12 protein-coding genes are annotated in these 12,999 nt (G+C 45.8%); 3 read left to right on the top strand and 9 right to left on the bottom strand.

The window, feature by feature from the left end; genetic code table 11:
* Window positions 1-69 precede the first annotated feature (69 nt).
* Complete coding sequence (locus tag BVG16_RS07450; RefSeq protein WP_078497893.1) at window positions 70-963, top strand: helix-turn-helix transcriptional regulator; 894 nt, start codon at window positions 70-72, stop codon at window positions 961-963.
* Window positions 964-1,007: 44 nt separating this feature from the next.
* On the opposite strand, the gene BVG16_RS07445 is transcribed toward BVG16_RS07450, so the two are convergent.
* Window positions 1,008-1,427, bottom strand: a complete 420-nt coding sequence (locus BVG16_RS07445; RefSeq protein WP_078497892.1) for a MarR family winged helix-turn-helix transcriptional regulator — start codon at window positions 1,425-1,427, stop codon at window positions 1,008-1,010.
* A 235-nt stretch (window positions 1,428-1,662) separates the two neighbouring features.
* Here BVG16_RS07445 and BVG16_RS07440 point away from each other — a divergent pair, with 235 nt between their 5' ends.
* Window positions 1,663-3,066 (top strand): MFS transporter, encoded by a 1,404-nt coding sequence (locus BVG16_RS07440; protein ID WP_233146935.1) that lies wholly within the window; start codon window positions 1,663-1,665, stop codon window positions 3,064-3,066.
* A 117-nt stretch (window positions 3,067-3,183) separates the two neighbouring features.
* Here BVG16_RS07440 and BVG16_RS07435 read toward each other — a convergent pair whose 3' ends face one another.
* Window positions 3,184-4,308, bottom strand: a complete 1,125-nt coding sequence (locus BVG16_RS07435; protein WP_078497890.1) for a Gfo/Idh/MocA family protein — start codon at window positions 4,306-4,308, stop codon at window positions 3,184-3,186.
* A 296-nt stretch (window positions 4,309-4,604) separates the two neighbouring features.
* Between BVG16_RS07435 and BVG16_RS07430 the strand changes: the two genes are divergently transcribed.
* Window positions 4,605-4,793 carry a hypothetical protein gene (locus BVG16_RS07430; protein ID WP_078497889.1) on the top strand — a complete coding sequence of 63 codons (189 nt, stop codon included), beginning with the start codon at window positions 4,605-4,607 and terminating at the stop codon, window positions 4,791-4,793.
* A gap of 235 nt (window positions 4,794-5,028) precedes the next feature.
* Here BVG16_RS07430 and BVG16_RS07425 read toward each other — a convergent pair whose 3' ends face one another.
* The 7 genes from BVG16_RS07425 to BVG16_RS07395 form a co-directional block, all read right to left on the bottom strand.
* On the bottom strand, window positions 5,029-6,048 hold the full coding sequence (locus tag BVG16_RS07425) for an AI-2E family transporter (RefSeq protein WP_078497888.1): 1,020 nt from the start codon (window positions 6,046-6,048) through the stop codon (window positions 5,029-5,031).
* A 19-nt stretch (window positions 6,049-6,067) separates the two neighbouring features.
* On the bottom strand, window positions 6,068-7,279 hold the full coding sequence (locus BVG16_RS07420) for a GNAT family N-acetyltransferase (RefSeq protein ID WP_078497887.1): 1,212 nt from the start codon (window positions 7,277-7,279) through the stop codon (window positions 6,068-6,070).
* Window positions 7,280-7,540: 261 nt separating this feature from the next.
* Window positions 7,541-7,990, bottom strand: a complete 450-nt coding sequence (locus tag BVG16_RS07415) for a GreA/GreB family elongation factor (RefSeq protein ID WP_078497886.1) — start codon at window positions 7,988-7,990, stop codon at window positions 7,541-7,543.
* Window positions 7,991-8,156: 166 nt separating this feature from the next.
* Complete coding sequence (locus tag BVG16_RS07410; protein ID WP_408635310.1) at window positions 8,157-9,737, bottom strand: FAD-dependent oxidoreductase; 1,581 nt, start codon at window positions 9,735-9,737, stop codon at window positions 8,157-8,159.
* A gap of 18 nt (window positions 9,738-9,755) precedes the next feature.
* The gene (locus BVG16_RS07405) at window positions 9,756-10,658 is read right to left on the bottom strand and encodes an ROK family protein (protein ID WP_078497884.1); all 903 of its coding nucleotides are present in this window, start codon (window positions 10,656-10,658) and stop codon (window positions 9,756-9,758) included.
* A 15-nt stretch (window positions 10,659-10,673) separates the two neighbouring features.
* Window positions 10,674-11,393 (bottom strand): N-acetylmannosamine-6-phosphate 2-epimerase, encoded by a 720-nt coding sequence (locus BVG16_RS07400; protein WP_078497883.1) that lies wholly within the window; start codon window positions 11,391-11,393, stop codon window positions 10,674-10,676.
* 74 nt (window positions 11,394-11,467) lie between these two features.
* Window positions 11,468-12,997: a DUF4127 family protein gene (locus tag BVG16_RS07395; RefSeq protein ID WP_078497882.1), complete on the bottom strand. Its 1,530-nt coding sequence runs from the start codon at window positions 12,995-12,997 to the stop codon at window positions 11,468-11,470.
* Window positions 12,998-12,999: the final 2 nt, after the last annotated feature.

Genomic DNA, 12,999 nt, shown 5'->3' with positions numbered 1-12,999 from the left:
AATTGAGAATGTCGGATCAAGACTCTTTTTGTACAAAAGCGACTTTTCACTTCAGGAAGGAGATTGACTATGCTAGCCATTCCGATGGATATTTTACCGAAAATTAGGCTGGTTGGTTATGTATCGTATAAGACACCATGGCTCCATTTCAAACGTAATGTCAATGAATATATTCTCTACTTTATGAAAAGCGGCGAGATGCATATCCAAGAGGATGGCGTTGAATATATTCTAAAAAAAGGCGACTCATTCCTGCTGGAACCGAACCTTGAGCATGAAGGAACGGCGAAGCATGCCTGTGATTATTATTACATTCATTTCACACACACGGAGATTCAACCCGTTGAAATCGAGGACTTGCATACCTTAGCCAGACGAATTCTCTTGGAAGAAGGGAGTGTTCCATCGCCCGCTGAGCACGCTATTTGCTACCTTCCCAAATTTGTTCGGTTCTCTACAAGTACACGTCTTCAGCATTTCTATCATTTCCTGAATGAGATGGTCCAGCTCTATCACGGTCGTTCTTACAATCGGACGCTGACAGCCATGCGTTTATCCGAATTATTCATTGAGATTTCGCGCGAATATTTAAAGACAGCCCTTGAGAGCAACCACCAGAAAAGCACGAAATCATTAATCAAAGTCAATGCGCTGCTCGATTTCATTCATCTCAACTATGCACGAAAAATAACAGGCGCCGATATCGAGCAAGCGTTCGAATGCAATTTCGACTATATTAACCGGGTTTTCAGCCAAATCACGGGACATACGATTACGAAATATATTAATCAGGTGCGAATCAACCACGCGAAGGAACTGCTGGATGCTACCCATTTAAGCATTGGTGAAATTGGCTATCTTACCGGACTAGAGGACCCTTATTATTTCAGTAAAGTCTTCAAGAAATACGTAGGAATGCCCCCTAGTGAATATTATAAAAGAGAGCGGGTCATCGAAGAATGAGAAAAGGACTGTCTCCCGCATGTCGGCGAGTCGCAGTCCTTCATTCATTTTCCGTGATCAATATTAATTTTTTGGAGCAATCGAACCAGCTGCTCTTCTTCTTCCGGTTGCAAATACTGAATGAGTTTCTCGTTCGATTGACCCAACACGTCTTGCAGTGTCGGCTCAAATGCTTTGGCTTTACGGGTTGGATACAACTTAAAAGCGCGGCGATCCTTCTCATCGACAATCCGCTCGATATAGCCGACTTCCTCCAGTTTCTTTACCGAACGCGCGGTTGTTGCCTTATCAAATTTTAATTCATAGGTTAATTGATCCTGATTAATTCCGGGGTTTCTTAGAATGACTTTCAAGAAGGCATATTGTCCAGAGCCAATTTGGTAAGGCTCTAGCGCCTTGGTTAAATACTTTTGATGATGCCGATTTATTAACGAAATGAGCCTTCCTATCGATTCTTTTTGCATGACTCAAACCTCCCGTGCCACGGATTCTCTCTTCCTATCATAGCCGATTCATCTCATCTTGAACATGCATACTATCGTGTCAAAGTTTTTGTTGCATGCGCAACTAAATTGAAGTACACTGATAAACAGCAAATAGTTGCATACACAACTAATGATTAAAAAAGTGAGGTGTTTTCTCTTGAACATAGCGATTCGAACGTATCAAGACGATCCCAAAGTACAGAAGAATCGTTGGATGATTCTCATTATTCTCAACCTATTCACCTTTATGGCAACCCTTGACGGCAGTATCGTGAACGTGGCATTACCTGTAATTTCAAATAATCTAAATCTCGCTGTCGCACAAACGGAGTGGGTAGTGACTAGTTACTTAATGACCATTTGTTCCTTTATCTTATTTTTCGGTAAAATGGCCGATGGCATTGGAAAAATCAAGGTATTCCGGCTCGGTGCTATCGTATTCGTGATCGGCTCTATCCTATGTGGATTCAGCCACTCCTTGCCGATTCTCGTCGGCGCCCGTATTATTCAAGCGATTGGCGCTTCTATGACGATGGCAAGCAATATGGGGATTGTAACGGATATCTTTCCTGCTCATGAGCGGGGAAAAGCACTGGGTCTCCTAGGAACATTCGTATCGCTAGGCAGCATTACCGGACCGGGTCTTGGAGGTTTTATCGTATCCTCACTCGGTTGGGAATATATTTTCTGGGTTAACGTTCCGATTGGTCTGATCTTGATTATTGCGGGTTGGAAGCTGTTGCCGGACGATCTATCTACGCGAAAAGTAACATTTGACGTAACCGGCATGATTACCTTTGCCGTATTTATTATTTCCTTATTCACCGGTATTTTGATTGGTCAGCAGGTTGGTTATGGGAACCCTGGCATCGTATTTTCCTTGATCCTAGCCGTCATCAGCTTTGCTCTCTTTATCTGGATCGAAATCCGGAAAGATGAACCGATGCTCCAACTAAAAATTTTCAAAAACAGTCTGTTCTCGCTTAGCATTCTTACAGGATTTTTGGTATTTGTCGCTAATTTCTGCTTCAACATTCTTACCCCGTTCTATATGCAAGGCATCCTTGGTATGTCGCCTCATGAGGCGGGTCTCTTATTGATGTTATTCCCGATCATGATGGCATTCGTTGCACCGCTCAGCGGAGCTCTATCGGATCGAATCGGTTCGGAATGGTTAACATTCTGGGGGCTGATTCTCTTGACGAGCGCACAAATCGGCTTGATGACACTGAACGGAAATAGTTCACTCATCTTCGTGGGTGTATTATTCGTTGCACTCGGGGCTGGGAACGGGATCTTCCAATCGCCGAATAACTCGCTCCTCATGTCAACCGTACCGAAGAATCAACTCGGGATTGCCGGAAGTATCAATGGATTAGTTCGGAATATGGGGATGGTCGTCGGGATTTCAGTAGCCACCACGGTCTTGTTTATGATGATGAGTCAACAAGCTGGACACCGTGTAACCAGCCTCATCCCTGGACATCCGGAAATTTTCTTATACGGCATGCGTATCGTATTCATTCTGTCCTCATCCATCTGTTTCGCAGCTGCCCTGCTTACAGGATACCGTCTGATCAAGATGAGACGCAGCAAACTCGCAAAAGCCCAAGCCTAAGCCATACGTAAAGGACTGCCCTCCCTTGTGGAGAAGCAGTCCTTTTGTGATAACAGAACTTTTAAGAAAGAACCTCTATCGTCTCCCCAAGTCCTATCGATAATGTTCTTAACGAATTCACTGCTGGATAGTAAGAAGGGACCCAGCTGCAACTTCGTCTGCCGCAACCTCACGTTCAAGATGGTCCGAGAGATAGATCCCCTCACTGATAAGACTCGTCTTCAGCGCGAGCTCTGCTGTTGGCAGCAATGGAACCTGGTTGTTCAGCGCCGCGATCCAATGGTGGTGAGAGGAACTATACGCCTCTTCATTGGCTAGAAGCCTTCTTCTGCGTTCACGCATCGCAGGCATGTCTAACGTGCTATCGAAATCCATATCACTAATCGTCGTATGGTAGCTGAACGGCGATTTCATGCTTCCGTCGATATACGATGGAAGTTGAATGCCTCCCTCCGAACCTAACACGCTTCCGCCTTCAAATTTGCCCAGATGTACAGACCACGCTTCGATAATATCCATCGTGATCCCGTTCTCGAATCGTACGAATCCAAGCCCCAACTCTTCCACATCAAAGCCGCTTTCCTGCTGGCGTGCCGAATCCATCGCCATTTCTTGATAAACCTTGCCCGAGATCCGTTTCACTTCAGGTAACCCGAGTAAATAGAGCATTTGCGAAATATGGTAAACCCCCATATCATATAGCGCCCCACCGGATGCAAATTCCTTCCGTGTAAAAAACTTCGTTCCATATCCATCGACGAAAGGACGGCCGCGACGGCGAAATCCCGTGGATCTCGCGTGATACAACTTGCCAAGTTTTCCATCTTCAATGAGCGATTTGGCTGCGATCGTCTCGCTCTGATAGAGCGTGAACATCTGGATATGAAGCTTTTTATCCCATTCGCGCGCCGCATTCACCATTGCTTGTCCATCGGCAAAAGTACCGGCGATTGGCTTCTCGCAATAGACATGTTTGCCGGCCCGGAAGGCATCAATCGTAACTTGGGCGTGGAAGTTGTTATGCAAACACACATCCACAGCATGGATGTCATCTCGTTGCAGCATTTCGTGATAATCGGTATATACGTTAGGAATGTTGAATTTCTCTGCTACGCGGCGCACTTCTTGTTCATTCACATCACATACGGCGACAACTTCAACGCTCTCCATATCCGCATATTCATTCAAGTGGACCTTACCAATTTGACCTACACCTATAATTCCAATTCGAACACGTTCCATATGAACCTCCTATTCATTGCTTGTTACTTGCAGTTGAATCATCCCTTGTACGACCCATTTATTTCCAAATATTTATTTCTAGTAAGGGATTCGCCAAGGCAAATGCGATGTCCTTCTTCGTGTGATCTATATCACACAATTATTTACGCAGATGTATACGAAAGATCGTTGACACTTCTAATATTACATGCTAATCTGAGCTTGAGTATAGGCATTCCGCAGGCTCTGCGGAATGCCTTGATCTTTTTTTATGTATTTTTGACATTAAATGTTACTTTTAGAGGGGAGGTGTGTCCATGATCCAAGTTAAAGAATTTGTCGATACGGATAACTCTTACGCGGAGAACAAAGCCAATGAATTCTTAGCCGGATTACTCGAGGAACAAGTCATCAATGTATGTTACGGTTCCATCGTTAAGTCAACCCCTTCAGGTACCGAGCACCAGAGAAGCACCATTCTTGTCGTGTACCGAACCAATAAATGATAAGCGAGTGATAGAAGTGAAGAAAAACGGAGCACTCCCCCACGAAAAGGGAGAACATATCAGCTCTGATCTGTACAGTACGTTATTTAAATTATTATCTGTGACGTCTACGATTGGTATCGCAGTGTTCGCCATCTGTTTTATCATGTATTCGATATTCAAATAACCAGAGAGGCCTTGTGCTTCTCCGCAACACAACAAAGGACTGCATCCAAGGATACAGTCCCTTTCATTGTTAAGTTAACTTTTCGTCTTTCGACGGTAATACGTCTAGCACATCGAGTAAGAACATAAAGATCGGAATCCCGATAATCAATCCCCACACCCCTAAGAAATGTTCCGCAAAAATCAGAACGATAAAGGTATAGAAAATAGGTAAATCCGTCTTCGCGGACATCAGCTTCGGATTCAAGAAGTACGCCTCGATCGCATGCAATACCGCTACAAAGATAAGAACATAGACAATATACGCAAACCCGCCAATACTATACGCAATAATGCTCAAAGGAATAAGGGAAATAATTACGCCTGCTACAGGAATGAGACCTAGCAGGAAAATCATGATTCCTAAAGCAATAAGTTGCGGGAATCCCATAATCCACAGCACAATGACGGACAACACACAGTTGACGATCGCAATTACGAATTGAGCTTCGATGACTTTGCCGAAGGAACGAACAAACTTTTTGCAGAAAAAGGCTAGTTCATCGTAGAACGGACCAATTTTGCTATCATGGAATTTAGCCGTAAATTCAATGATTCTGGTTTTCTCTAATAGAATGAACAGGCTCAATATAAGCGCCATAAATACCTGCATACTAACTTTACCGATGCTCGTAATGTTCTTCAGCAGGATATCAAAACCTTGTTGCAAATACTTATCCAACTCGAACTTCTGAAAGGCCTCGGCCAAATAACTCATAATCGAATTATCCGTCGGACTATCCTTGAAGCCTGTTAAAAGATCGACGAGCTGAGATATCTGCCATGTGACGAGCGGTAAATACTTATACAGTACAGCCACAAGTCCTAAGATAAGAAGAAGATAGAGCGTGACGACGACAGCTCTCTCCTTCACGGGAATAATGTGTCGCAATCCCTTTGTCGTGACACTCGACAGCTGGTGCATCAAGAATGTGAAGATAAATGTAATCAGAATGAGATTCATCATACTTCGCATCAGGTATAATACTGCAGCAATACTAATGAGGATAATTAATCGTTTGAAGCCATTACTTTGAATAAATTTGTTCATTCACTCGCCCCTTCATTCATTAGAAGTAATCTGCGAACCACGGCTGATCAGCAGGAATCCATTTTTCAAGACATTCAAGGACTTCCTTGGAGGCATGTAACCGTCCCACTTGATTCAAATATCGAGGCCGTTTATAGCTCAACATCATCGTTGTTAACGTCTGAATATCAAGTAACACATCATACTCTCGCTTCTCTCTTGTAATAACAGCCGATTGTCCGGCTTGCAATCGTATGACAAATGTATCATGATTCCAAGAAGCCATCGGGTCTTGAATCCCCAGAACCACTTCTCCCGTGCTTCCTGCAGCAAATGGAAATTTCATCAAAAACTGCTCCACATCCACGATTCGCGCCATATAATACGGAGCAATATGCTGCTCTATTTCCCCATCTTCCAGCAAAAACGCAATGGGTTCATTCGTAAAAATCTGGCCTTCTACATGGTATACCATCGAGAAATGCGCATGGATGAAATTCCATAAGCCTTGACGCGCTTCGTTGTCCAGATAAACCATTTCCATCACATAATACGTTTCATCTTCAACTTTGTAACATAAATATCCGGAAGGCTCCATATCGCTGCGGTAATACACGGCAAAAGAGAGCTCATGACGCTCCCAGCGAAACCGTTCGTCCCATGCCAGGGTTCCTCGAATCATCGCACCATTGGTCTTCTTGGCGAACCGATCGTATACATCCTGCATGTCCGAATGCCCCCATTCCACCCGAATCGATCGACCTGGGACAGGATACACTTTCGGGAGCTGTGTATCCCGAATTTTGTAATGGATTTTATCCGATATAATTTCCCACCCTTTTTTGCGGTAAAAAGGAATCGAGTAGGGATACAAGTAGGATACAGACTGCCCTTGGGCCCTCATCCGCTGCAAGGCTTCCTGCATCAATGCCTGTATTAATCCATGTCCCGCATATTCGGGATAGGTCCCGACACCGGTAATGCCTCCCATGGCATAGGAGGTCCCGTGTATGTTCACTTCAAAAGGATAAATCATCAGTTGGGACGCCAATTTATTCTTGTCGAACCATCCGATGACATCACAATTCGTGAGCAGCGGTCGTTTTTGGTTTTTGAGAAAATCGTCTCCAATTTCCTTAATATCGGTATTCGTGACTTGGAACACATAATTCAATAAGTCATAGAATTGTTCCATCTCCGATACCGTCACATTACGCATAACGAAATGCTGTTGTGCATCTGATTTTTTCATGATGATCTCCTCTATGATAGCAAATCCTTACAGGACGGCTAGCTCACTTGATCATAATTAATTATGAGGGTAAACGGCATAAACATTCAACTTACATTTATGTAAGCCATGTGTAATGAAGCTGCTCCCTTTGTTAGTTATTTCCTTGAGACGCTCAGACAATCACATCGATGGACTAAAATTACAAAAAAACAGCCGGAGTCTCGTTAATTAACGGACTTCGGCTGTTTTTCGCAACCTGTATACCAATACAGAATCGGATCAGTTTCGCTGAACTTTCCCATCATTCATATACTTAATTTCCTCAATATTGACATCCACTTTACCAAGCGGCACTTCAAGCTGCAAGTTGCCTTCTGCCTTCGTCATGAGCAATTGCTTCCCCATCGGGGACAGGAAAGAAATGCGATTCGCTTCAGGATCGGCTTGATCCGGATGGACAAGCGTGAAGCTTTCGGTGAACCCGTCCTCAACATAGCGAAGTCGTACCTGACTCCCGATCAGAGCTACCGAATTCAACGCACCTTTATCTAGTCCACCAATAACTTGCTCCAAGACCTCGCAATATGACGTCAGCAATTGCTCCATATGAATCCGTTCCCTGCCATACACTGGGAAATATTGATCTAAGAAATTGGATTTTTCCTCGTCTAAGTAAACGAGTTGATTCACGAGCTGGTTACGGGAGCCATTCAAAATACTATGGTTCATAGTAGATCTCCCCCCCTATGCGCTTCGCACGTGTCGTGGAATAAACACCAATCCAATACATACAAATCCCTCCTATAAAAATAGAGGTCTCCACAAAGGAGACCTTAGATTGATTATACCAATTGTTATCTGTGATTCCAATCGAATCCTGCATTTCAGGCATGGTTTAGATTTCCAAATGTTCCGGCCAGTGCATTTCGATCCCCTGCTTCGAAAGGAGCGCTTGATATGCCTTCAATTGGGCATCGTCTGCGTGAACCTCATGCGGCGAAATCTGATGGAGCATACAAAACGCTGCCAAATATCCAACAGATTCACCGATATTCCATTCCGTTGGATGCAAGCGATAACAGCCGTTTGTAATCTGCGTCATGCCTATGTTTTTGCAGGCAGGCAACAGATTCTTGACACGAATCGGCAGCAATGCGCCGAGCGGAATTTCGTACGGATAGGTTGGGATGTAGAATGTGCGATTCGTAACCGTTGTCAGATGCAAATCCAGATGATAGCTTCCGACACCAACACTGTCATCCACGCGGTATATTCCTTGCTCTCCGCGAATTTCTTTACTCACATGATGTTCGGTAATCGTGTGGACCGCTTGGATTCGCCGCGATTCCCGAATATATGGGTGCTTGGCCAATCCGTCCGTCGTGTCCAGCACATCCTTTCTCAATCGCAACCCCGGGTATCCTTTTCCTCCGTCAAGACGAGGTGCCTCCGTCTGCAGCCAATACACCACGGAGAGGCTTAATTGCTTCGCCTGTTCGATATGGTGCTGTCTCACATCTTCAGGAACCCCGTAAATCGGACCTAAGAAATAATCGTTCTGAGGCCAATTGATCAACGATATATCACTATCGTACAATGGTGTATCGAATATCGACGTATCGATGATGCGGCGGTACGTCCATAACGGCATTAGACCCCGATCATTCGGAAATAAGGTAAACTCTCTGAATTCCGTCGTATCATCGGCATCATTCGCGTACCAGCTTAATAACGGGAACCGGGAAGAACGTGGAACAAAATCACGCCAGAATTCATAGTTCTCCGGCTTGTCAATCGTGTGATCTTCCCCCTCCAGATAATCCAAAGCAAATACATAAGTAAAAGCTTGCATATCCAGCGGATTCGCTTCTTCACTAGCGTGCGGCTCAAGTGTTGTAGATTTCCCTTCTGCTCCCATGACAAACTCAACACCCGCAAGGGGAAGAACATCCCCGCATTCTGTGGCATCGATGAAGTATTGTCCTTGTAAAACATGCCGTTCACCCGATACGAGGGATTCAACGGTTACGGACGTGACTTGATCTTGGTCAGACGCAGCCGCCACAGGACGGTATTGATATAACACGCGGATGCGCCCGCTATGGATGTACGGAGCCATCATGTCTTCTAGGACCCGCTTCGCCACTTTCGGTTCATGGCACAATCGGCTAACCCAACCATTGCCTGGATTCAAAAGCTTATTGCCCTTTGCGTCTTCCGTCAACGGATAATTGGCTTGATAATAAGCACGAACGCGATCTCGAAATTCACGATACGAAGCGGTGCATCCGAACCGTTCGATCCATGGATGTTCATCCGGCGGCACGGCCTGACTTGTTAATTGTCCGCCTAGCCAATCGGTCTCTTCGGTTAACACCACATGGAATCCCATCTTGGCCGATGCTAGCGCAGCCATACATCCGCCAAGTCCACCGCCAATAACAATCAAATCCCTTTTCATGACATGCTCCATGATTCAGCCGCCTTCCTATACCTAGACTTGAACCCCACTACCCAACATGGCATACCTTGCAGCACCTATCGAGCCTGCCTGATTCCCCAGCAGGGCTGGAAGAACCGTGACCGTAGACCCCATCGATGCTAATACCATTTCTAGCTTCTGCCACCAGACAGCTTTGGCTTCCACGATACCGCCGCCGATAAGAATCGCATCCGGATTCATCCCAATATGAATATTATGAAGAACAATCGCTATGTTTCGGATGAATTCTTCCACAACCTCAACGATCACGGGTACACCTTTCACATAATCTGCAAGTACTTCATGACCTGATTCATATGAAGTTTGAGAGGCTTCACGTGCCGAACGGACTAACGCGGTGCCTGAGATATACTGTTCGATACAGCCTTGAAATCCACAATTGCATGGGCGCCCGTGCGGAACGAAGATGACATGTCCGTATTCCCCGCCATTCCAATGCGCGCCGCGATAAAGCTCGCTACGCACCATATTTGCACCGCCAACTCCCGTTCCGAGCGTAATCATCGTTAGATTCGAGTAACCTCGTCCAGCTCCCAACCAATGTTCGCCTAACAATGCCGTATTGGCGTCATTATCTACCACCGTTCTGCGATTAAATTGTGCTTCAGCCCAATCCTTTACATGAAAACCATGCCATCCCGGCAAATTATCGGTTGCATATACGATGTGACCGGTAAGCACGTCCACTCTGCCTGCCGTTCCTATGCCAATGGCTTGGATTTCCGGGTAATTGTTCAATAATTGCTCAATCACAGACTTTACATGTTCTAGAATATGATCTTTACCAAGCGATGCTTCGGTTGGGAGTTTGACCTCCTGCGCAATCTGTCCTTGCTGATCGATCACGATTCCTTTAATCGAAGTTCCGCCGATGTCTATGCCAATCGTCTGCATCCCCTTCACGACCTCCTATTCCGAGGCTGGATGCTTCAGCTCATTCGCGCTGTTGCATGCCGATTTAATTTCTTGCGCATAACGCTCCGTAATTAACTGCGGTCTTGTGATCGCGGAACCTACAACGACGGCATGAGCGCCTAAGTCGAGCATTCGTGCGGCTTGCTTCGGTAAATTAATTTTCCCCTCGGCGATGACAGGAATCTGTAATTGCGCCACGGCTTCTTGAACCAAGTTAAAATCAGGCTCGTCTTGCTGCACGGAATAAGGCGTATACCCCGAGAGTGTCGTAGAGATGCAGTCGACGCCTAAGGATTCCGCATAACGCGCTTCTTCCAATGTCGAGATGTCGGCCATGATTTTCTGCCCGCGTTCCTTCATATAAGCAATGATGGATTCCAGCGTCTCTCCATTTGGCCTTGGTCTTCTCGTCGTATCCAGCGCGATCATATCTACCCCAACCTCCATGAGCTCCTTTACTTCGCGCAGTGTGGCTGTAATATAAATCTCACTATCCTCATAGTCCCTTTTAATGATGCCAATAATGGGAAGGGACGTGACCTGCTTAATTGCGTGAATATCCGTGACGCTATTGGCTCGAATGCCGATGGCACCTCCCATTTCCGCAGATATAGCCATTTTTGCCATCACTTCTGCACCGAACAACGGCTCATTCTCGAGCGCTTGGCACGATACGATCAATCCTTTATGAATTTGTTCAAAAAGAGTCTTCATTTCTGGTTCCTACCTTCTCTTGGTGTTGTAAGCATAATCAAGCTGTTCATTACCTAAATTCCTCCTGCTGTCCATTATTTATCATCATAGGGAAGCACCCGAATGGTTAGCCCCACCTCAAACATGCGGCTCCAAGGCAGATAACAATCCTCCAGTACAATCTTGTACTGTGGGTCATTCAGATGATCCCTGACAAACTGTTCGAGTCGTGACCTCACCGCACAAGCGACTTGGCCCCGTTGTCCATCAACTTCAAAATAGGTGTACCCTAAGGAGGGAAGCACTTCTTCCTGCACGGCACGCCGAACGGATGCGCAATAACCTGCATCTTCAACCATACGCAAGCCCAGGAAATGACGATGTTCTGCCGTATTCCCATAGAGCTGATAGATCATGCCTTGGGCGATACAGGTCCCGAGTGTATTCGAGCTTGTATTCCATGCGGCATAGCCGGCTAATTCAAATAAAACATTCTTCTCCCGCAAGAGATATAACAATTCCAGATCTGCCCCATTGGCAAAAGCGACATCAGCCACGATACACGGCTTTTTCAGCGTATGAATGACGAAATCAACGGTTTCCGTCAATTCAACCAAATTTCTAAGGACCTGATAACCTCGGTTTGGCTGATGTTGCGAGTTGGATTCCTGCATCGTATCGCCTGGTGCATTGATGCACAAGACCGCATCTGCTTCCTGAAAAGAAGCAGCGATTAAGCCACCCGCAGCCAGGATTTGATACTTCACACTCTCAAATAAGACCCTGTCTTCATACAACGGCGTAACATACGGCCCCTGAACACTCGAGAATCTCGGATACAGCAGCGGCTTGCGCCCTTTCATCTCATTCATCATTCGCGCGAGAAGCGTACATCCGACTTCATCCGCCCCCGGGTACATATAGACGGAGAGCTGAACGCCTTGATGCTTCACTTCGTTCCGCACTTGCTGCTGATTGATTGCGGTTAGCCCATAGGGAGCTGAATCGTCTTGCGGCACAATCATGAAATCGATGACCTTCTCCTGAACCAAGCCAATCCCCATCTTATTGACGGCAACATTTATCGCCCGGCGCTGGATATAATCATCCAAATGTTCGGACGGAAGCAATGATTCGATTTCTCGAAGCTCCTGATGTTCATCATCTGTACTGATTCCTAACTCCAGCCGATGTTTGATGTATCCTTGAAGGAAAATCTCGCGGCCCCATTCTTCATAATAATCGGGCTCCTCATCCGCACTGGAGTATTTCGGACATCTCATGATTAGATTGAACGCAAAGAGTTTGAGGTTCGGATTAACCTGCTTTAATTTTCGAAGGAGATGGATTCGCTCTTCACAGGTATCTCGCGAAAGCTGATGAAGCCGAGAAGGAACAATCCCGCCGTAGATCAACGTATCGATCGATACGATCGCGCCGTCAGCATCGGCCGCCTCTTCGAGCAGCCAAGACCACAGCCGCTCAACGTCTGCCGGCTTCTTCTTCAATCCCATCATCTCTAACGGCGGCGTCACAATCGCAAATTCTGTTCCCTCCGCCAATGCCGTGGGAAAATAATAGTTACAGGGTCGTTCATCTAGCGGAATGAATACGATTTTCTTCATGC

It is taken from the genome of Paenibacillus selenitireducens (genome assembly GCF_002021565.1).
Lineage (GTDB): Bacteria > Bacillota > Bacilli > Paenibacillales > Paenibacillaceae > Paenibacillus_K > Paenibacillus_K selenitireducens.
The sequence above is the reverse complement of the archived record's forward strand: the minus strand, read 5'-3'. Positions and strand labels throughout refer to the sequence as shown.